The 20994-nt window shown below is 62.8% G+C and carries 19 protein-coding genes; 11 read left to right on the top strand and 8 right to left on the bottom strand.

Annotated elements, in window-relative coordinates; genetic code table 11:
* Window positions 1-56: 56 nt before the first annotated feature.
* Window positions 57-1037, top strand: a complete 981-nt coding sequence (locus tag ACZ0AV_RS00400; RefSeq protein ID WP_499149201.1) for an OmpA family protein — start codon at window positions 57-59, stop codon at window positions 1035-1037.
* 289 nt (window positions 1038-1326) lie between these two features.
* On the opposite strand, the gene ACZ0AV_RS00405 is transcribed toward ACZ0AV_RS00400, so the two are convergent.
* On the bottom strand, window positions 1327-1641 hold the full coding sequence (locus ACZ0AV_RS00405) for a transcriptional regulator (RefSeq protein ID WP_499149202.1): 315 nt from the start codon (window positions 1639-1641) through the stop codon (window positions 1327-1329).
* Between the two features lie 193 nt (window positions 1642-1834).
* Here ACZ0AV_RS00405 and ACZ0AV_RS00410 point away from each other — a divergent pair, with 193 nt between their 5' ends.
* Window positions 1835-2227: a hypothetical protein gene (locus ACZ0AV_RS00410; protein ID WP_499149203.1), complete on the top strand. Its 393-nt coding sequence runs from the start codon at window positions 1835-1837 to the stop codon at window positions 2225-2227.
* A 7-nt stretch (window positions 2228-2234) separates the two neighbouring features.
* Here the strand turns inward: ACZ0AV_RS00410 and ACZ0AV_RS00415 are convergent, their stop codons facing one another.
* Window positions 2235-3173: a LysR family transcriptional regulator gene (locus ACZ0AV_RS00415; protein ID WP_499149204.1), complete on the bottom strand. Its 939-nt coding sequence runs from the start codon at window positions 3171-3173 to the stop codon at window positions 2235-2237.
* 142 nt (window positions 3174-3315) lie between these two features.
* Here ACZ0AV_RS00415 and ACZ0AV_RS00420 point away from each other — a divergent pair, with 142 nt between their 5' ends.
* On the top strand, window positions 3316-4521 hold the full coding sequence (locus ACZ0AV_RS00420) for an acyl-CoA dehydrogenase (protein ID WP_499149205.1): 1206 nt from the start codon (window positions 3316-3318) through the stop codon (window positions 4519-4521).
* Window positions 4522-4526: 5 nt separating this feature from the next.
* On the opposite strand, the gene ACZ0AV_RS00425 is transcribed toward ACZ0AV_RS00420, so the two are convergent.
* The 4 genes from ACZ0AV_RS00425 to xthA all read right to left on the bottom strand — a co-directional run bounded on the left by ACZ0AV_RS00425 (window position 4527) and on the right by xthA (window position 8135).
* A complete protein-coding gene (locus ACZ0AV_RS00425) occupies window positions 4527-4721 on the bottom strand; it encodes a hypothetical protein (protein ID WP_499149206.1) in 195 nt (64 codons plus the stop codon).
* Window positions 4718-5710, bottom strand: coding sequence for a TerC family protein (locus ACZ0AV_RS00430; protein ID WP_499149207.1), 993 nt, complete (start codon window positions 5708-5710; stop codon window positions 4718-4720). Before ACZ0AV_RS00430 ends, ACZ0AV_RS00425 begins: the two co-directional genes overlap by 4 nt.
* A gap of 154 nt (window positions 5711-5864) precedes the next feature.
* Window positions 5865-7244, bottom strand: coding sequence for a substrate-binding domain-containing protein (locus ACZ0AV_RS00435; protein WP_499149208.1), 1380 nt, complete (start codon window positions 7242-7244; stop codon window positions 5865-5867).
* A gap of 78 nt (window positions 7245-7322) precedes the next feature.
* Window positions 7323-8135: an exodeoxyribonuclease III gene (xthA, locus tag ACZ0AV_RS00440; RefSeq protein WP_499149209.1), complete on the bottom strand. Its 813-nt coding sequence runs from the start codon at window positions 8133-8135 to the stop codon at window positions 7323-7325.
* 147 nt (window positions 8136-8282) lie between these two features.
* On the opposite strand from xthA, the gene ACZ0AV_RS00445 reads away from it, so the two are divergent.
* From ACZ0AV_RS00445 to tpx, 5 genes are all read left to right on the top strand, one after another.
* The gene (locus ACZ0AV_RS00445; RefSeq protein WP_499149210.1) at window positions 8283-10016 is read left to right on the top strand and encodes an autotransporter assembly complex protein TamA; all 1734 of its coding nucleotides are present in this window, start codon (window positions 8283-8285) and stop codon (window positions 10014-10016) included.
* The gene (locus tag ACZ0AV_RS00450) at window positions 10013-13684 is read left to right on the top strand and encodes a translocation/assembly module TamB domain-containing protein (RefSeq protein ID WP_499149211.1); all 3672 of its coding nucleotides are present in this window, start codon (window positions 10013-10015) and stop codon (window positions 13682-13684) included. Before ACZ0AV_RS00445 ends, ACZ0AV_RS00450 begins: the two co-directional genes overlap by 4 nt.
* A 111-nt stretch (window positions 13685-13795) precedes the next feature.
* Window positions 13796-14029 (top strand): hypothetical protein, encoded by a 234-nt coding sequence (locus ACZ0AV_RS00455; protein WP_499149212.1) that lies wholly within the window; start codon window positions 13796-13798, stop codon window positions 14027-14029.
* A gap of 19 nt (window positions 14030-14048) precedes the next feature.
* Window positions 14049-14360, top strand: a complete 312-nt coding sequence (locus ACZ0AV_RS00460; RefSeq protein ID WP_499149213.1) for a hypothetical protein — start codon at window positions 14049-14051, stop codon at window positions 14358-14360.
* 186 nt (window positions 14361-14546) lie between these two features.
* Window positions 14547-15047, top strand: a complete 501-nt coding sequence (tpx, locus tag ACZ0AV_RS00465; protein ID WP_499149214.1) for a thiol peroxidase — start codon at window positions 14547-14549, stop codon at window positions 15045-15047.
* A 48-nt stretch (window positions 15048-15095) separates the two neighbouring features.
* Here the strand turns inward: tpx and ACZ0AV_RS00470 are convergent, their stop codons facing one another.
* A complete protein-coding gene (locus ACZ0AV_RS00470) occupies window positions 15096-16091 on the bottom strand; it encodes an aldo/keto reductase (protein WP_499149215.1) in 996 nt (331 codons plus the stop codon).
* A gap of 106 nt (window positions 16092-16197) precedes the next feature.
* On the opposite strand from ACZ0AV_RS00470, the gene ACZ0AV_RS00475 reads away from it, so the two are divergent.
* Window positions 16198-17109, top strand: coding sequence for a LysR family transcriptional regulator (locus ACZ0AV_RS00475; protein ID WP_499149216.1), 912 nt, complete (start codon window positions 16198-16200; stop codon window positions 17107-17109).
* Between the two features lie 11 nt (window positions 17110-17120).
* On the opposite strand, the gene ACZ0AV_RS00480 is transcribed toward ACZ0AV_RS00475, so the two are convergent.
* Window positions 17121-18056, bottom strand: a complete 936-nt coding sequence (locus tag ACZ0AV_RS00480) for a LysR family transcriptional regulator (RefSeq protein WP_499149217.1) — start codon at window positions 18054-18056, stop codon at window positions 17121-17123.
* Window positions 18057-18286: 230 nt separating this feature from the next.
* Here ACZ0AV_RS00480 and chvE point away from each other — a divergent pair, with 230 nt between their 5' ends.
* Complete coding sequence (gene chvE, locus ACZ0AV_RS00485) at window positions 18287-19351, top strand: multiple monosaccharide ABC transporter substrate-binding protein (RefSeq protein ID WP_499149218.1); 1065 nt, start codon at window positions 18287-18289, stop codon at window positions 19349-19351.
* Window positions 19352-19456: 105 nt separating this feature from the next.
* Window positions 19457-20983 carry a multiple monosaccharide ABC transporter ATP-binding protein gene (mmsA, locus tag ACZ0AV_RS00490; RefSeq protein ID WP_499149219.1) on the top strand — a complete coding sequence of 509 codons (1527 nt, stop codon included), beginning with the start codon at window positions 19457-19459 and terminating at the stop codon, window positions 20981-20983.
* The last annotated feature ends 11 nt before the right edge of the window (window positions 20984-20994 follow it).

The following is a 20994-nucleotide window of genomic DNA, read 5'->3' on the forward strand; positions in this document are numbered from 1 at the left end:
GACTCGCATGTCTATCTGCATGTGAATCAATCACTCTATAGATGGGGATTTAACGGATGAAACTGAAAAACACCTTAGGCGTTGTCATTGGCTCCTTGGTAGCCGCAACCTCGATGGGCGTGCTGGCTCAAGGCCAAGGCGCTGTCGAGGTGGAAGGATTTGCCAATCGCTATTTCACCGACACTCAGCGTGATTTCGCTCATGACGAAGGCAACCAGTTTGGCGCCAGCGTTGGTTACTACCTGACTGACGATGTCGAGCTGGCACTGTCGTACGGCGAGTACCACGACCTGCGTGGCGAAGGCGCTGCTGGCAGCAAGAACATCAAGGGCAACCTGACTGATCTTAAAGCTCTGTATCACTTCGGTGAGCCGGGCGTAGGTCTGCGTCCTTACGTTTCTGGCGGCGTTGGCCACCAGAGCATCGGCGACGCCAACCGCGGCGGTCGCGATACCTCCACCCTGGCTATCGCCGGCGGCGGTGCCAAGTACTACTTCACCGAAATGCTCTACGCCCGTGCCGGCGTTGAAGCCCTGTACAACATCGACAAAGGTGACACCGAGTGGCAAGCCGGTGTCGGTGTTGGTCTGAACTTCGGTGGCAGCACCCGTCAGGTTGCTCAGGTTACCGAACCTGCTCCGGCCCCGGTTGCCGAGCCGGCTCCGGTTGTTGAAGAAGCCCCGCAGGTCGTCCGCGTTGAGCTGGACGTCAAGTTCGACTTCGACAAGGCCGCTGTCAAAGAAGAAAGCTACGGTGATATCAAAAACCTGGCTGACTTCATGAACCAGTACCCGCAGACCAGCACTACTGTTGAAGGTCACACTGACTCCGTCGGTACTGACGCTTACAACCAGAAGCTGTCCGAGCGTCGCGCTACCGCCGTTCGTGACGTACTGGTCAACCAGTACGGCGTAGGCGCTGATCGCGTCAACTCCGCTGGCTATGGCGAATCGCGTCCGGTTGCTGACAACGCTACCGAAGAAGGCCGCGCGATCAACCGTCGTGTAGAAGCTGAAGTAGAAGCCCAAGCCCAGTAATAGGCTCAGGTGAAAGGAAAAACCCGGCCTAGGCCGGGTTTTTCTTTGCCTGCGAAAAGCTGGCATTGGTAAATAAAAACGGCACCTACCAGCGACCCGATGGGGGAAGGCCGTCTGGCAGGCGCCGTGTCCGTTACCCGGCTTCCCATAACGGGCCGCCGTCTTAGTGTCCTGAATGAGTAAGCAAGCATCGCGCCAAATGCTGATCAGGCGATGTGCGCTCCGTTTTGGCTGACTCGGGCGCCTTTTGGTGGACCATTTTTGTGCATTGCACTCTGTAGACGACTCGCTATGAAGCGGGGCAGGCCTGGACTTCTTCCACGTAATCCCTGAGCCAACGCAGCACGTCAACGGCTTCCCAGCGATTGGGGTCGAACATCGCATAAGCAAGCCCCTGATAACCCACCACATCGAGCTGCCGGTGATAGCCGCCGCGTTGCAGCAGCGCTTCGATTTCGGCGAAGCAGGTGTTGAAGTGCAGGCGATTGAACGGCGTTTTACCTTCGGTAACGATCCCCTCCAGGTGCAGCTCATCGACGATAGGACGAACCTTGTCCAGCGGCATCCGGTTGATCGAGTATTTGAGTTGCATTACGTCCAGCATCATTAGGCTCCCCCTCTACGCCCGATCCAGCCAGGGCAATCCTGGTTTTCGGTCAGCGTGTTGATGGCTGCTAGGGTAAAACAAAAATACTGTACAAATAAACAGTATTCAACGATAGTGAGCCCTGACGCTTCATGACTCCCATATCCGCAGGCGCGCAGAGCGCCTGCGGCAGGTGCCGAGGGCCATAACAATGCAACACATACTCATGACACTTGTGCTGTTGGTGACACTGGTAGGCTGCGTGCAGCCGCAGGTCGAACAACCCAAGGTCAATGCCAACTACCTGATCATCGAAGACCGCCAGGCCTGGGCGGTGCTGGTTTCAGACGGCAAGCGCGTCGAAGAGCATGGCGTGGTGGTCGATGCCATCAAGCTGCCCAGCAATGATGCGCCCGTGGCCGCCAGCTACGTGATCGATACGCCGAACTGCGGCAAGGTGCAGTGGCTGGTCGAGCGCCAGGATGCCGCAGACGGGGTGACGACCCGCATGACCCTGCATGACAACAAGCAGCTGGACGTTTCCGGTTGCGTGATCGGTGAAGGGCTTACGCGGGTCTGGACGGTGCTCGACTACTCCAGCTGAGGCCGCCTCAGCCGGCCGCCAGGGAGGCAGCGGCTTTGCGCTCGAGTATCGCAATGCGCTGGCAGATCTCGATGATCTGCTCACGCATCCAGCGATTCGCAGGATCCTGGTCAGTGCTCTCGTGCCAGTAGAGGTGGGTTTCCAGAACCGGTATGGCTGCTACCGGCAGGTCGCTGAAATGCAGGTCGTTGTCCCTGGCGAAGCGTTCCGGCACGGTGATCGCCATGTCGGTATCGCGCATCACCCGGCAGGCCATCAGGTAATGCTGCGAGCGCAGTGCGATGCGCCGCTGAATGCCCATCTTGCCCAGTGCCAGGTCGACATAGCCCAGGCCGCTGCGGCGGCTGGATATATGTATGTGCGTCAGCGACAGGTACTGTTCCAGGCTCAGCTTGTCCTTGCTCAGCGGATGATCCGGGCGCATGGCGCAAACGTAGCGATCTTCCATCAATTTGACGTGACGGACCTGCGGATCGATATTCAGCGGTGCGTCGACGGCGAAATCCAGGCGCCCTGCGGCCAGCTCTTTGGTGGTTTCCCGACGGCGCACCAGCATGCTCTCGATGGTCACGTTGGGTGCCTGTCTGCGCAGGCGCTGGAACAGCGGCGGCAGCACCACCGCCTCGGTGAGGTCGGTCATGCTGATGCGAAAACTCTTGTTCGCCTGGGCAGGGTTGAACGTGCGGCTTTCCTGTACCGAAATGCGCAACTGCTGCAAGGCGTTGCGTACGGGAGTGATGATGTTCTGCGCCATTGGCGTTGGCACCATGCCCTGCGCGGTGCGCACGAACAGCGGATCGTTGAAGGTTTCGCGCAGGCGCGCCAGCGCGTTGGACACCGCCGGTTGAGTGATGCCGACGATTTGCCCGGCGCGGGTGAGGTTGGCTTCGCTGTAGATGGCATCGAAGACTACGAAGAGATTGAGATCGACCTTGTTCAGGTTCATGCCTGAGCGACTCCGCACGTTGTTTTTGTCGGCCGATCTTATATCGGTGATGAATGTTAATACACGCTGAAAATAGCTTCGATTAATTATCCCGCCTCCACTAGCATCGTTTGCACTATAGAAAATGCAGCCGAGGTGCGCCGTGGATTTCGCCTATTCCCCCAAGGTTCAGCAGTTACGTGAACGCGTCCGCGGTTTCATGGAGGCCCATGTCTACCCGGCCGAAACCGAATTCGAGCGTCAGGTTGCCGAAGGTGATCGCTGGCAGCCTACGGCGATCATGGAGCAGCTCAAGGACAGGGCCAAAGGCGAGGGTTTGTGGAACCTGTTCCTGCCCGATTCCGAACGCGGCGCAGGGCTGACCAACACCGAGTACGCTCCGCTGGCGGAAATCATGGGCAGTTCGCTGATCGGCCCCGAGCCGTTCAACTGCGCAGCACCGGACACCGGCAATATGGAAGTGCTGGTGCGCTATGCCAGTGAGGAGCAGAAGCGCCAGTGGCTCGAGCCGCTGCTGAGCGGCGAGATTCGTTCGGCATTTGCCATGACCGAGCCGGACGTCGCGTCCTCGGACGCCACCAACATGCAGGCCAGCGCTGTGCGCGATGGTGATCACTGGGTGATCAATGGGCGCAAGTGGTGGACTTCCGGAGCCTGCGATCCGCGCTGCAAGGTGATGATTTTCATGGGGCTGACCAACCCGGGTGGTCACCGCCATCAGCAGCATTCGATGATTCTGGTGCCCATGGATACCCCGGGCGTGAAGGTGCTCAGGCCGCTGCCGGTGTTTGGCTATGACGATGCCCCCCATGGCCACGCCGAGGTGCTCTTCGAGGACGTCCGCGTGCCTTACACCAATGTGCTGCTCGGTGAGGGTCGAGGGTTCGAGATCGCCCAGGGGCGCCTTGGCCCGGGTCGCATCCACCACTGCATGCGCTCCATTGGCATGGCCGAGCGAGCACTCAAGCTGATGTGCGAGCGCGCACTTGCGCGTACCGCCTTTGGCAAACCGCTGGCTCGTTTGGGCGGCAACCTCGACCTGATCGCCGAGTCGCGGATGGAAATCAACATGGCACGGCTACTGACGCTGAACGCGGCCTACATGATGGACACTGTCGGCAACAAGGTTGCGGCCAGCGAAATCGCCCAGATCAAGGTGGTGGCACCGAATGTGGCGCTCAAGGTGATCGACCGGGCCATTCAACTGCACGGCGGGGCAGGGGTCAGCGGCGATTTTCCGCTGGCTTACTGGTATGCCATGCAGCGCACCCTGCGGCTTGCCGATGGCCCGGACGAGGTGCACAGGGCGGCCATTGGCAAACATGAGTTGGGCAGGTACATGAAATAGCGGTCTCAGGCACCTGGCGGCTCGTCAGGCGTTGGAACCCGTGACAGTTTTTCACCGTTCAGGCGCATGTGCAGTTGCGCTGCAAAGGCACGTGCAGCGCCCTCGTCGTCGAACAGGAGGGTGCGTTTGCCCAGGCGCACGCACCAGCGTATGCCATCGCCTTTGGTTAACCGCTCGATCTGCACGTCCGCTTGGTTCACGTCGTCTCTTCAGGCTTCTTGTCGCGGGTTTTCAACAGCGAAAGCAGAACGCCGCCGGCCAGCACGCCCATGGTAACGCTGAGAGAGAGCAGCGCGGGTACCTTGATGAAGCCATGCAGGAAGATCTTGCTGCCGATGAACATCAATACGATCGCCAGGGCGTACTTGAGATACACGAAACGATGCATCAGTGCCGCCAGGGCAAAATACAGCGCACGCAGGCCGAGAATCGCGAAGATGTTCGAGGTATAGACGATGAACGGGTCCTGGGTGATGGCAAATACCGCCGGCACGCTGTCGACGGCGAATACCAGATCCGCCAGCTCGATCAGCACCAGCGCCAACAGTAGCGGGGTGGCGAACAGCAGCATCTTGCCGCTGGCCGGATCCTGTTGGCGCACCAGGAATTTGCCGTCGTGCAGGTCATCGGTGACCCGGATGTGTTTGCGCAGAAAGATCAACATCTTGTTCTGCGACAGGTCCGGATGCTCGTCATGGTCCTTGCTGAACAGCATCTTGATGCCGGTGAACAGCAGGAACGCGCCGAACACGTAGAGGATCCAGTCGAATTCCTGGACCAACGCCGTTCCCAGACCGATCATGATCGCCCGTAGCACGACTACCCCGATGATCCCCCAGAACAGTACGCGGTGCTGGTATTTGCGTGGAATGCCGAAGAAGCCGAGAATCATCGCCATGACGAAAACGTTGTCCATCGACAGGGACTGTTCGACCAGAAAGCCCGTGTAGAACTCCAGCGCCTTTGTAGCGCCCAGCTCCCACCATACCCAACCGCCGAACGCGACGCCGACGCTGAAGTAGCCCGCATACAGCAGCAGGCTTTCGCGCATTTCGATTTCATGCTGGTCGCGGTGCAGCACGCCCAGGTCGAAGACCAGCAGCGCGATGACGATGACGATGAACGCCAGCCAGAAATAATAAGGGGTGCCGAGAAGCGGCGTGGACATAAAGGCATGTAGAGCTGTCATGGGCCCTCCCTGTTGGTGCCTAAGTTGAGATTCAACTTAGTGACTCCGACATCACGATGAGGTGCACTCATCGCCAGAGGGGCCCGGCGTCACATGCATACAAGGCTAGGATGAATCCTGTGGCAGGGCAAGCGCCTGCCACGCTTGAGAAAACTCAATAGACCCAGACTTCCACACGGCGATTCTTGAGCCTGCCGGCGTCGCCTTCGTTGTCGGCGACCGGCAACTCGTCACCCAGGCCTGCCACCTCGCGCAGCACTACGCCCTCGCGCACCAGTTCCCGGCGTACCGCCATGGCGCGCAATTTGGAGAGCAGTTGTGCGCGTGCCGATACGGCCTTGGGGTCGCCAAAGCCAACCAGCACCACCTTGCTTTGCAGCTTGTCGTGTTGCCTGAGGTAGTCCATTACCCGGCGCAGGTCCTGTCCCGCCTTGTTGTCGAGCGTCGCGCTGCCTTCCTGGAAGCGGAAGTTCACCGACAGGCGCTGGGCCTCGCGGGCCAGGGCCTGATACGCCGCTGGCATCTGCGGCGTGGGGGCGATACTGACGGCCTGCACGGTCTGCGCGATGAAGCCGTTCTGCGCAACGATCGCCTGGCCCTGCGGGCTCTGGGCGAACTGCAGCAGGGCTTCGGCCCACGGGTTGGCGTTTTTCGGTGGGCCGTACAAAAACAACCGGCGCGATAGCGGGTAATCCTCGGTGGCGATCAGCGTCACGCTGGGCAGCATCGGTTGCGACTCGCCTGCGGCGATAGCCACCGCCTTGGCCTTGCGCACGTAGGGCAGGCCGATAAAGCCGATGCCGTTCACATCACTGGCCACCGAGTCGGACAACTGCTCACTGGATTCGAAGCGCCTGGCGGCGGCCGACAGCTGCTTGCCGTTGGCGCTCAGTACCAGTTCCTTGAAGGTGTCGTAGGTACCGGAGTTGTCATCGCGGGCGTACAGGCTGATGGAACCGGCGCGGCCACCGAGCTGAGCCCAGTCGCTAACCTCGCCGGAGAACACCTGCGCCAACTGCTCGATGCTCAGGGTACCTACCGGATTGCCCGGGTGCAGGATCACGGCCAGGCCATCGATGGCAATGATCTGCTCGGCGTCGCGGCTTTTCATATCGCCGAGCGAAGAAAGCGTTGCCACTTCACTGTCCTTGATCGGCCGCGACGAGGCGGCCAACTCGGCGCTGCCCTGGTTGATGGCGCTGAATCCGGTGCCCGACCCATGGGCGGCGATCTGTACGCTGACCGTGCGGCCTGCGCCGTTGATTGCCGAGATCACTTGCTCGTTTTCCTGGCCGGTGGCCGTGCGGATGCTGCGCATGCCCTGTTGCTGCAGCAGGCCCTTGACCAGGGCCGGGCCGAGGTTGGCGCCGATGGTGTTGGAGCCCTGGATGCGCAAGGCCGGTTTGTCGCCAGTGGGAAGCGGCAGGGCTGCGAAGGCGGTCCAGGGGGTCAGGTAGCAGGCGAAGCCGAGCAACAGGAAGGTTGCGGTTCGGCTCCAGGTTTCACGGTCACAAACGGGGAGGGCACGCAGCATGCGGCAAACACCTTGAACGGGTTGGCTGAAGTGCTGCGACGATAAGACAGAAAAATGACCGGAAGATGACCGGCCGGCTCAGTTCAGCTCCAGCCAGATCGGCGCATGGTCGGACGGCTTTTCCATGCCGCGCAATTCATAGTCGATGCCTGCATCCCTGAAGCGTTCCTGCAGCACCCTGGAGGCGAGGATCACGTCGATGCGCAGGCCGCGCTTGGGCTCGTCCTCGAAGCCGCGGCTGCGGTAGTCGAACCAGCTGAAACGGTCATCGACCAACGGGTGCAGCTGGCGGAAACTGTCGACCAGGCCCCAGCTCTTGAGCGTTGCCAGCCATTCACGCTCCTCCGGCAGGAAGCTGCATTTGCCGGTCTTGAGCCAGCGTTTGCGGTTGACCTCGCCAATGCCAATGTCGCAGTCCTCGGGCGAAATATTGATATCGCCCATCACCACCAGGGCCTGGTCGCTGGCGAAGCGGCCGGTCAGCAGGTCCTGCAGGTCGGCGTAGAAGCGCTGCTTGGCAGGAAACTTGGTGGGGTGGTCACGGCTCTCGCCCTGCGGAAAGTAGCCATTCATCACGGTGACGGGGTTGCCATGGGCATCGGCATAGGTGCCATAGATGAAGCGGCGCTGCGACTCTTCACCATCGTTCGGAAAGCCTTTCACCAGTTCCAGCGGCGCCTGGCGTGAGAGCAGCGCGACCCCGTAATGGCCTTTCTGGCCGTGGTAGTGCACGTGATAGCCCAGCGCGCGGATCTCGGCTTCCGGGAACTGGTCGTCGCTGACCTTGGTTTCCTGCAGACCGATCACATCTGGCTGGTGCTTTTCGATCAGCGCAGCGAGCTGGTGCGGGCGCGCCCGCAAACCGTTGATGTTGAAGGAAACGAGCTTCATGGCGGAGATCCTGGTCAGTCTGGCGGTAAAGCGGGCGATGCTAGCCGATCAGGCCGTTCGACGGCCAGCGAGTACGGCCAGCGGTTAAAATCGTTTCGATTCGTACATGCACTGGAATGGGGCTTGCGCCGTGATAGCATCGCGGCCATGAGAGTTATCTGCAGACTAGGCGCGAGCTGCGCATTATTGATGTTCAGTTCGGTTCTGCTGGCCGAAGATGCACGCCTGGTAGTTAGCGTACATCCGGCCAACACCGCCTTGAAAAGCAACGTGGAAGGTTACATCGGCAGCCTCGGCGAGCGCGATGTCGAGGCCCTGCAGCGCTACCGCCGCGTAGTCGAGGGGCAGGCGGAAAAAGCCGCCCAGGCGCTTGGCTATTACCAGGCGCAAATCAGCACTCAGGTGCTCGAACAGACACCGCCAGGCCTGAAAGTGGACATCGTGCCGGGCGAGCCTGTTCGCATCGGCAGCGTGACGGTTCGAGTCGACGGTCCGGCTGCGCAGATGCGTGCTTTTCGCCTGCCCGCGGATGCGCAGCTGGTCGAGGGCGCCCGGCTCGACCATGGTCGCTACGAGGCGGCCAAGCGGCATATCCAGAATCAGGCATCACGGTACGGGTTCTTTCAGGGGCGCTTCACCCAGCAGAGCCTGCGCATCAATCCCCTGGCCGGCCTGGCCGATATCGAGCTGATTTATGACAGCGGCCCGCGCTACAGCCTTGGCGACGTGGCCTTCGAAGGTGACATGCCGTTCGATGACGAGCTGCTGCAGCGCATGGTGCCGTTTCCTGTCAGCACGCCGTACGACTCCGAGCGCATCGCCGAGCTCTACCAGGCGTTGCGCTCCAGCGGCTATTTCGAGTCGGTACGGGTTGACGCCAGCCCGGCGGTAGCCGAGCAGCAGGTAATTCCGGTCACGGTTCACCTGCAGACTCGCCTGCCGCGCACCATGGGCCTCGGCCTGGGCTTTTCCACCGACGTCGGGCCACGCGGCCGAGCCAACTGGGAGCGCCACTGGGCCAACCCGCAGGGGCACAGCTATGGCGCCGAGATGGAGCTCTCCGCGCCGCGGCAGAACGTCGGTTTATGGTACGACGTGCCAGGGGATCCGCCACTGACCGACAAGCTGCGCATCGCCGGCGGTTATCAGTATGAAGAGATCGCCGACACCGACAGCCTCAGTCGCCTGCTGACGGTCGGCCCGGAGTGGCACAGCAAACTGGACAGCGGCTGGCAACGAGTGATCTCCCTGAAATGGCAACGCGAGGAATATCGCCTGGGCGATGACACGGGCCTGAGCACGCTACTGATGCCAGGCGTTAGCTATGCCTACCTGCGCAGCGACAACCGCATCGATCCCAATCATGGTTACCGTCTGCAGTTCGATGCGTCGGTTGCGAAAGAAGGCCTGCTCGCCGACTCGGACGTGTTGCATGGCAACGTGCTGCTCAAGGGGCTCACCACCTTGTGGCACAACCACCGTTTCCTGGGGCGTGCGCAGTTTGGCGGCACCGAGTCCAAGGGCTTCAACTCCTCCGTGCCGCCGTCGCTACGGTTCTTTGCCGGTGGCGATCAGAGCGTGCGCGGTTACGACTACCAGAGCCTGTCACCGGAGAACAACCAGGGCGACAAGATCGGTGCGCGCTACATGTTCGCTGCCAGTGCCGAATACCAGTACAGCGTGGCGGACAAATGGCGGGTGGCCACCTTCTATGACGCTGGCAACGCCTTCAACTCTCTGGACTTCCCAACGCTGAAAAGCGCGGTGGGCATCGGCATGCGCTGGGTATCGCCCGTGGGGCCGCTGCGCCTCGACCTGGCACATCCTCTGGATGACGAGGGTGGCGTGCGCCTGCACTTCTCCATGGGGCCGGAACTGTGAGGCGCGCGCTCAAATACGCCGGGCTGAGCCTGGCGGCTTTGTTGACGCTGCTGATCGTGCTGCTGGTCTGGATGCTGGCCACGGGGGCCGGCAGCCGCTGGACGCTTGGCTTGGTGCCCGGGCTGCAGGTCGACGGGTTCGACGGTCACCTGGGTGGGCGCTGGACCGCGGAGCGGGTGATCTGGCGCCAGGGCGAAGATCAGGTGCTGGTCGGTCAGCCGCAGTTCGCCTGGTCGCCATCCTGCCTGTTGCGCCTGACGCTGTGTATCGACCAATTGCGCAGCGAGCGCATCGAATTGAATTTCGCACCCGGTAACGAGCCGCCGAGCGAAGAGCCGTTCAGCCTGCCGCAGCTCGATCTGCCGCTGGCTCTGCAAATCGGCGAGGTGTGGATTGGCAGCCTGCAGTTCAACGGTGACGATCAACTGCAAGGCCTGGAGCTCTCCGCGGACTGGGCGGGCGACGGGCTGGACATCCACCGGCTGCATGTCCGCCGTGATGACCTGAGCATCGACCTGCAGGGACGGCTGCAGCCCAGTGGCGAATGGCCGCTTACCGTACGGGGCAGTGCGGCGCTGCCCTCGCCGGGCGCCGCCCCCTGGACGCTGGCCCTGCAGGTGGACGGCAACCTGCGCCAGCGCCTGGCGCTCACGGTGGACAGCACCGGCTACCTGGCTGGGCGCCTGAGCGGTGAGGTACAGCCGTTGGTCGAGCACATCCCGGCGACTCTCACCTTCACCGCCGATGGTTTCAAGGCCAATGCCGCGCTGCCTGATACGCTGCGCCTGGACGCCCTCAAGGTGCAGGTAGCCGGCGATCTGCAGGACGGCTACGGCATCGAGGGCAGCGCCAGCCTGCCGGCCGAGGGCGAACCGGTGGCGCTGGCCTTGCGTGGGCGCGTCGATGCCCTGGGCGCTACTGTCGAGACGCTGCGTCTTACTGCTGCGCAGAACCAGTATCTGGCGATCGATGGGCGACTGGACTGGCAGTCCGGTTTCAGCGCCGATACCCATGTCGACTGGCAGGACTTTCCCTGGCTGCGTCTGTATCCGCTGGACGAAGCACCGCCGGTGACCCTCAAGAAACTCACCGGCGACCTCGCCTACGACAATGGCAATTACCTCGGCAACCTGTCCGCGGACCTGGATGGCCCGGCGGGGGCGTTCAGCGTGCAGACGCCGCTCAGCGGTGACCTTGAACAGGTGCATATGCCGCAACTGCAGGTGCGTGCCGGCCAGGGCGCGATCGAGGGCCAGCTTACCCTTGGCTTCGCCGATGCGGTTCGCTGGGATGCGCACCTGCAGGTCAGCGATTTCGATCCGGCCTACTGGGTTGCCGAGCTGCCGGGACGCATCGGTGGGCCGGTTCGCAGCAAGGGACAGATGCTCGACGGGCGCCTGGAGCTGACTGGCGACCTCGACCTGCAAGGGCGTCTGCGCGGTCAGCCGGCGCAGTTGCAGACCCAGGTGGAGGGGGCCGGGGAGCGCTGGCAACTGAGTGCGCTGAGCATTCGCCTCGGCGCCAACCGTATCGAGGGCAGTGCTCAGCTGGACCAGCGTCTGCAGGGCGAACTGCGTATCGCGCTCGATCGCCTCGGCCAGCTGTGGCCCGGCCTGCAGGGGCAGGCTACGGGGCGACTCGACCTGGCCGGCAGCCTGCAGGCGCCGCAGGGTACCTTCAACCTCGAGGGCCAGGGATTGGCGTTCCAGACAACGCGCGTGCGGCACCTCGGCCTGGATGCATCCCTGGCCGGCAGCGGCCAGGCCAGGGTGCAGCTGCGCGGCCTGGGCATCGCCAGCGGCGCTACCGCCATCGGCGATCTGACCGTCAATGGCAGCGGTGACCAGCGTCAGCAGCAGCTGGACCTGAGCCTGCAAGGGCCGCAACTGCAAACCAGCCTGGCGCTCGACGGTACGCTGGATCAAGGCAACTGGCGCGGGCGCCTGAGCCGCGTGCAGGTGCAGGCCGGCGGTCAGGACTGGCGCCTGCAGCAGCCGGCTTCGCTGGTGCGCCTGGCCAACGGCGAGGTCGATCTTGGCGCCCATTGCCTGCGTTCCGGTGGCGCGAGCCTGTGTGGCGAGAACCAACGTTTGCAGCCGGAGCCGAAGATCCGTTATCGCCTTGCCAATTTTCCACTCGAGAGCCTCTCGCCCTGGTTCCCGAAGGATTTCGCCTGGCAAGGACAGCTCGATGCCGACGTCCATCTGGACCTGCCTGCCGCCGGCCCCAGCGGGCGAGTGGTGGTGGATGCCGGCAAGGGCACCTGGCAGGTGCGCGATGGCGAGCACTGGGTCGATTTCGCCTACGACAGCCTGCGTCTGAGCAGTGAATTGCGCCCGCAACGCATCGACAGCGAATTGAACCTGCGCGGGCCGCGAATTGGCGAGTTGTCGCTGCAGGCGCAGCTAGACCCGCGCCCGCAGAACAAGCCGCTGTCCGGGCAATTCCGCCTGAGCGGCCTCGATCTGGCCATCGCGCGGCCGTTCGTGCCGATGGTGGAGCGTCTGGCCGGGCGCCTGGATGGCAGCGGCAGCCTGTCCGGCGACTTGCTCAGGCCGCAGGTCAACGGCCAGTTGGCGCTCACGGATGGAGAGATTTCCGGCGGCGAGTTGCCCACCAACTTCGAAGACCTGCAGGTGCGCGTGCTGATCGCCGGTGAAAGTCTGCAGCTCAATGGTGGCTGGCGCAGTGGCGAGCAGGGGCAGGGCAGGCTCAGCGGCGCGCTGGCCTGGGGCGGCCCACTCAGTGGCAGCCTCAGCGTGCAGGGCAATCGCTTGCCGGTGATCGTCGAGCCTTATGCGACCCTGGACGTGGAGCCGGACATCCAGGTGCGCCTGGCCGACGACCAACTTTCGGTCAGTGGCAAGGTGTCGATCCCCCGCGGCCGGATCGTGGTACGCGAGCTGCCGCCGTCCACCGTGAAGGTCTCTGACGACGCCGTCATCGTTGGCGCAGAGGCGCGCGAGCAGCAGCCGGTGGCGATCAGCATGGACATCGACGTGGAGGTCGGCAGCGACAAGCTGACCTTCAGCGGTTTCGGGCTCAATGCCGAATTGGCCGGGCGGGTGCACATAGGCAATGACCTGGATACCCGCGGTGAGCTGAACCTCAACAAGGGCAGTTTCCGCGGCTACGGCCAGCGCCTGACCATTCGCCGCGCGCGCCTGCTGTTCGCCGGCCCGATTGACCAGCCGTTTCTGGATATCGAGGCGATCCGCCGGGTCGATGACGTCATCGCTGGCCTGCGCCTGACCGGCAGTGCCGACCAGCCCCGCAGCGAAGTGTTCTCCGAGCCGGCGATGAGCCAGGAACAGGCGTTGTCCTACCTGGTGCTGGGCCGACCGCTGTCCAACGGCAACGAGGACAGCAACATGCTCGCCCAGGCGGCCCTGGCGCTGGGTGTTGCCGGCAGCTCCGGGGTTACCGGTTCGGTCGCCGAGAGCCTGGGCATCGAGGATTTTCAGCTGGACACCGAAGGCAGCGGCAACACCACCAGTGTGGTGGCCAGCGGCAACCTTTCCGAACGCCTGACCTTGCGTTACGGCGTGGGGGTGTTCGAGCCGGTGAACACCGTGGCGCTGCGCTATGCGCTCAGCCGCCGCCTGTACCTGGAGGCTGCCAGCGGCCTGGCCAGTTCCCTGGATCTGTTCTACAAGCGGGATTTCTAGCCCCGCGGCGCGGCACCAGCCAGGGCCCTTCACAGCGGGCGGTCGGCAACCTCGCGTTGCGGCTGTTAGCATGAAGCCCGAACATCCACTCCACCGACAGATGGGAACCCCATGGGCCAGCGGCAGACACAAATACTCAAGCACGACCTGAAAACCATCGCCGAAGACCTGAAGTGGGCATCCGTCGACCTGGTGCAGATCGCCGAACGGCTGCGCGGCACGGAGAACGAAGCGGACGCCTGGGCCATCCTCAGAATGGTGGGCGTACTGATCAATGGCGAGGAGCGCCTGGCCAAATATGCCGCCGAGATCAAGTCGGGGCGCATCGCCCGCTCCAAAGCCTGAACGCCGGGGAGGGCATTGCATGCAAAGGCTTCGCAACCTGAAATACCGTGCCTTGCTGGTGGTCGGTTTAGCCGGGCTGGGCGCCTGTTCGGCCATCGGCCCTTTCACTGAGCGCGAAAAAGAGTTGATGAACAGGCCCATGCCGGCAAACGTCGACCAGGCGAAGCTGGAATGCACCACGTTGCGCGCGCATTACGACTGGTCGCTGTTCATGATCAGCCAGGGCGACGAGAGGGGCTGGGAGAACGAGGGCGAGAAAGACCTGCTCGAGACCGACGCCTGGGCCGACTACCACCGTGCCAGGCGCATCGGCTGCACAGGCTGGGACTAGCGGGTGGCCCATCGGTACCCACTGCCTGTTCGAGACGAGGGCTGCCGGCAACTGCGCGCCGGCCCCACCTGAGGACGAACGGCAAGGACCCGCTCGCAATGCGCCTGTGCGCTTTCTAGTGGACACTGTCCTGACGTAGGATGACGGCCCAAGCGTGCTTCTACCACATAGAAAAGGATCATTTTCATGGCTCAAGTAACCCTGCGCGGTAACCCGGTTCAGGTCGATGGCCAACTGCCGCAAGTCGGCCAGCAGGCCCCTGCGTTCAACCTGGTCGGTGCCGGCCTGGCGGACGTCAGCCTGAGCAGCCTGGCGGGCAAGCGCAAAGTGCTGAACATCTTCCCGAGTGTGGACACGCCAACCTGCGCCACCTCGGTGCGCAAATTCAACGCCGAGGCCAGCGAACTGTCCAACACCGCAGTGCTCTGCGTTTCCGCCGACCTGCCGTTCGCCCAGGCGCGTTTCTGCGGCGCCGAAGGCCTGGAAAACGTCATCAACCTGTCGACCATGCGCGGCGCCGAGTTCCTCAAGGATTATGGTGTGGCGCTGAGCTCCGGTCCGCTCGCCGGCGTTGCTGCCCGCGCCGTGGTGGTGCTGGATGAAAACGACAAGGTGCTGCACAGCGAGCTGGTCGCCGAGATCGGCAGCGAGCCTGACTATGAGGCGGCCCTGGCGGTACTCAAGTAAGCGGCTCACCATCGCGAAACGGCCTGCCTTGCGCAGGCCGTTTTGGTTTTACAGGTGCAGCGTTCGCAGCGAGCCTGGAGCATAGCGAGCGCCGGCCACCGCTTCAGATGGAAACAGCCCATCCAATCTCGAGACATCCTCTGCACTTAACTGGACATCCAGCGCCGCGAGGTTCTCGTCCAGATAACGGCGGCGCTTGGTGCCGGGGATCGGCACGATATCGTCACCCTTGGCCAGCACCCATGCCAACGCCAGCTGGGCGGCGCTGACGCCCTTGTTGGCGGCCATGGCCTGCACATGGGCAACCAGTTGCAGGTTCCTGTGAAAGTTTTCGCCCTGAAAGCGCGGGCTATGGCGGCGGTAGTCATCGGGCGCGAAATCGTCCGGGCTCTTCAACGCCCCAGTGAGAAATCCCCGGCCAAGCGGGCTGTAGGGTACGAAGGCGATGCCCAGCTCCCTGCAGGTCGCCAGCACGCCGTTTTCCTCGGGGTCTCGCGTCCATAACGAATACTCGGTTTGCACGGCGGCAATGGGGTGTACGGCGTGAGCGCGGCGCAGCGTGTGAGGAGCGACTTCGCTGAGGCCGATGTGGCGGATCTTGCCCTGGGCGACCAGGTCGGCGAGGGCGCCGACGGTCTCCTCGATCGGCACATCAGGGTCGATGCGATGCTGGTAGTAAAGGTCCAGATAATCGCTATCGAGCCGTTGCAAGCTGCCCTCCAGAGCCGTGCGCAGGTAGTCGGGATGACCGCTGACGCCGCGTTTGTGGGCGTCGCCGGGATCGCGGAGGATGCCGAATTTGCTGGCCAGAAAGACCTGCTGGCGCCGCCCCCTGAGAGCGCGGCCGAGCAATTGTTCGTTGCTGTAGGGGCCGTACATGTCGGCGGTATCCAGAAAGTTGATGCCGCGCTCCAGGGCATGATGGAGGGTGGCCATCGACTCTTGGTCGTCACGGCCGGCCGTATAGAAATCGCTCATGCCCATGCAGCCCAGGCCGATGGCGGATACCTGCGGGCCGCGTTTCCCCAATTGGCGTGTTTTCATCGTCAGCTCCTTGCAAGCAGTGGAGCGAGAAGTCTGGTTGTTGCGTTTGGGTAGATAAAGGGGCTAAAAGCGTACGCACTATTTGCTTTTGGGAAATAATTGGTCCATGGATCGCTTGCTCGCCATGCAGGTATTCACGCGCATCGTCGAACTCGGCGGCTTTGGCAAGGCCGCCGATAGCCTGGGGTTGCCCAGGGCGTCGGTGACGCAGTTGATCAAGCAACTGGAGCGGCATCTGGGCGCGCAATTGCTGCAGCGCACCACCCGGCACGTGAGCCCGACGCTCGATGGCAGCGCCTATTATCAGCGCTGCCTGGGCGTATTGGCTGATATCGAGGATGCGGAATCGCTGTTTTCCGAAGCCCGGCGCAACCCCCAGGGGCGCTTGCGCATCGATCTGCCCGCGTCGCTCGGTCACCGCGTGGTGATTGCCGAACTGCCAGGGTTCTTCGCGCGCTATCCACGCATCGAACTGGAGATCGGTGCCAGCGACAGGCCCGTCGATCTGGTTCGCGAGGGGGTCGATTGCGTGGTGCGAGCCGGTGACGTGCATGACCTGAGCCTGGTCGCCCGGCCCTTGGCACGCTTGCCGCAGGTCACCTGTGCCAGCAGCGCCTACATCGCTCGGCATGGCATGCCGCGCGATCTGGATGACCTGCTGAGCGGGCACCGGGCGGTCAACTACGTCTCGCCACTCACCGGGCGACGTTTTCCTTTCGACTTCCAGGTGCACGGCGAGCGACGGGAAGTGGAGATGCCGGGCTGTATCGCCATCAGCAGTTCGGAAGGGTATGTGGCCGCTTGCGAGGCCGGGATGGGGATCATCCAGGCGCCGCTGTACCACGTTCGCGAACAGTTGCGTGCCGGCACCCTGCAGCAGGTGCTGGCCGAATACCCGCCGGCGTCGATGCAACTGACGGCGCTGTATCCACCGCACAGGCAGTTGTCGCAACGGGTGCGGGTGTTCGTCGACTGGCTGGTCGAGCTGTTCGAGCCGGCGGACGAAAGCCGGCAATAACGGTACGCCGCTCAGTTGGCGTTGTTCAGCGCCGCGCTCACCAGGCGCCGCAGGCGGTTGGCGACCGGAGACAGCTCGCGACCCTTGGCCAGCAGCAGGTAGTAAGGCGACATCTCGATGGTCATGTTCAGCGGCAACACCTTGAGCCTGGCGCCGACCTGGTCGCCGAGCAGCAGGTCCGGTACCTCGCTGGCCAGTGGCGCGATGGCCGATGAAGACACCAGGATGGCAATCATCGCCAGCAACGAGGTGGTGTTGGTGATGTTGCTCGGCAGCGGCGCGCCGGCGCTGAGAAAGGCGGTTTCCATCGCCTCGCGGATCGGCGCCCGGTGGCTCTGCATCACCCATTCGTAGGGCGAGAGATCACGCAGCGTCACCTGGTCGACATTGGCCAGCGGGTGATCCTGGCGCACGATCAGCTTCAGGGTCTCGGTACGCGCGGGATAGATCTCGAAGTTCGCCGGGTTGACCCCGCGGGGCAGGCGGGCCAGTACGAAGTCGTTCTTGCCAGCGGCCAGGTCATGCACCAGCTCGTCGCTGGCGGCGACGTTGACGTGCACGTCGGCGCGCGGCGAGATGGCCTTGAGCTGGCGAATGGCAGGAATCACGAAACCCACCGCGGCGCCAGTGACGGCGCCCACGGTGGTCATGCCGCCTTCGCCGCGCTTTAGCTCTTCGACGTCCTGGGCCAGGTCACGCAGTTCTACCAGCATGTTGTGCGCGCGGCGCGCCAGTGCCCGGCCGATCAGCGTCGGCACCATGCCCTTGGCGTGGCGCTCGAACAGCCGGGCGCCGAGGGTGTGCTCGATGTCGGCCAGCATGCGCGAGGCGGCCGGCTGGGTGACGGTCAGCTCATCGGCGGCCAGGCCAAGCTGGCCGTGTTCGGCAATTGCGGCGATCAGACGCAGTTGGGGAATCTTCAGGTGTCGGGCAATTCCGATATCCATGACGGCGCTCGTCGTTGTCGTTGTGGAGGCGCTGCAAGTGTGCGCCTGCTCACGCACGCTGTCGATTGATGGCATAACAGAATTGGTATGCAAATTGGCGAAATATGAATTTGCTTGATATGCGGCTGGCTTCTATCGTCAGGGCTGCTTTGAGCTCTTCGTTGCCCGAACAACAATAATCGCGATGTCGCGCGTTCCTGAGCGCGCCAGGCGTCGCCAGGAGAAGCTGAATGAATACAGTCCGTAAACTCGTGGCCGCCATGGCCATGGGCGCCACGCTGGTCAGCGCTGCATCCGTTGGTGCTGCCGAAAAAGGCTATGTGGGTATCGCCATGCCTACCAAGTCGTCCGCGCGCTGGATCGACGACGGCAACAATATGGTCAAACAGCTGGAGAAAGCCGGCTACAAGGCTGACCTGCAATACGCCGAAGACGACATTCCCACTCAGGTTTCGCAGATCGAGAACATGATGGTCAAGGGCGTCAACGTCCTGGTCATCGCGGCTATCGATGGCACTACGCTGACCAATGCCCTGGAAAACGCCAACGCGGCAGACATCAAGGTGATCGCCTATGACCGTCTGATCCGCGACAGCGAGTACGTGGACTATTACGCCACCTTCGACAACACCAAGGTCGGCGTGCTGCAGGCAGAGTCCCTGGTCAAGGGCATGCAGGCGCGTGGCCCAGGCCCTTACAACGTCGAGCTGTTCGGTGGCTCGCCGGACGACAACAACGCCTATTTCTTCTACGACGGCGCGATGTCGGTACTGCAGCCACTGATCGACAAAGGCGAGATCAAGATCCTCTCCGGGCAGACCGGCATGGGCAAGGTCGGCACCCTGCGTTGGGACGGCGCCACCGCCCAGGCGCGCATGGACAACCTGTTGTCAGCCAACTACACCAAACAGCGCCTCGATGGCGTGCTGTCGCCCTATGACGGCATCTCCATCGGAGTGCTGTCGTCCCTCAAGGGTGTTGGCTATGGTTCCGGCGACATGCCGATGCCGATCGTCACCGGGCAGGATTCGGAAGTGCCGTCGGTGAAATCGATCCTCGCCGGCGAGCAGCATTCGTCGATCTTCAAGGACACCCGCCAGCTCGCCGAAGTCACCGTCGGCATGGTCAAGGCGCTGCTCGAAGGCAGCGAGCCGCAGATCAACGACACCAAGACCTACAACAACGGCAAGAAAGTGGTGCCTTCCTACCTGTTGCAACCGGTCACGGTCGACAAGAGCAACTGGGAAAAGGTGTTGATCGACAGCGGCTACTACACCAAGAACCAGGTCCAGTAAGCGCGACCTGCCGGCAGCATTACGCTGCCGGCCATCCACCCTTTTGTTTACCTGAGCATGGCACGCGCGCTGCGGTGGTCGCGTGCCTTGCGGACGGATAAAGCCATGCAGCAAGACATCATTCTGGAAATGCGCGGCATCACCAAGACGTTCCCGGGGGTCAAGGCGCTCAACAACGTCAACCTCAAGGTGCGCCGTGGCGAGATTCACGCCCTGTGCGGCGAGAACGGCGCGGGCAAGTCGACCCTGATGAAGGTGCTCAGCGGCGTCTATCCCCATGGCAGCTACGAGGGCGAAATCGTCTACGAAGGCAAGCCGCTGGCCTTTGCTGGCATTCGCGACAGCGAACGCGAAGGGATCATCATCATCCACCAGGAGCTCGCCCTGGTGCCGCTGCTGTCGATCGCCGAGAACCTGTTTCTCGGCAACGAGATCGCCAGCAACGGGGTGATCGACTGGCCAGAGGTCTACCAGCGCACCGAGGTACTGCTGCGCAAGGTCGGCCTGGATGAGGTCGCCACCACCCCGGTGGAGAAACTTGGCGTCGGCAAGCAGCAATTGGTGGAGATCGCCAAGGCGCTGGCCAAGGACGTCAAGCTGCTGATCCTCGACGAACCCACCGCGGCGCTGCAGGAGAACGACAGCCAGAAGCTGCTCGACCTGCTGCTGGAATTCCGCGCCCAGGGCATCTCGTCGATCCTCATTTCCCACAAGCTCAACGAAGTCAGCCGTGTTGCCGACAGCATCACGGTGCTGCGCGACGGTGCCTCGGTGAGCAGCATGGATTGCCACAGCGAAGTGGTCAGCGAAGAAACCATCATCCGCGGCATGGTCGGCCGCGACATGCAGAACCGCTACCCCGAGCGCACGCCGCAGATCGGCGAAACCCTGCTGGAAATTCGTGACTGGAACGTCTGGCACCCGGAGTCGGCGTCCCGGCAGATGATCCGCAACGTCAGCCTGAGCGTGGCGGCCGGGGAAGTGGTGGGCATCGCCGGGCTGATGGGGGCAGGGCGCACCGAGCTGGCGATGAGCGTGTTCGGCAGGAGCTACGGGCGCAACATTTCCGGTTCCGTGTACCTGCGCGGCAAGGAAATCGACGTGTCGACGGTGCGCCGCGCCGTCGACAACGGTATCGCCTACGTGACCGAGGACCGCAAGGCCCTTGGCCTGGTGCTCGACGAAAGCATCCTGTGCAACACCACCCTGGCCAACCTGCCGGGAGTGTCCAGCCATGGTGTGATCGACGAACACGAAGAGCGGCGCGTCGCCGAGCAGTACCGCGAGGCGCTGCATATCCGCACGCCGGGCGTGTTCCAGAAGGTACTCAACCTGTCCGGTGGCAATCAGCAGAAGGTGGTGCTCAGCAAATGGCTGTTCGCCAAACCCGAGGTGCTGATCCTCGATGAGCCAACGCGGGGCATCGATGTCGGCGCCAAGTTCGAGATCTACAGCCTGATCAACGGGCTCGCCGCCGATGGCAAGGGCGTGATCATCATTTCTTCGGAAATGCCCGAGCTGCTGGGCATGTGCGACCGCATCTACGTAATGAACGAAGGCGCCTTCCTGGGCGAACTGGCGCGCGACGAAGCGAGCCAGGAAAAGATCATGTCGATGATCGTCAAGGCGTGAGCGAGGACAAC

The organism is Pseudomonas sp. AC532, assembly GCF_979258965.1.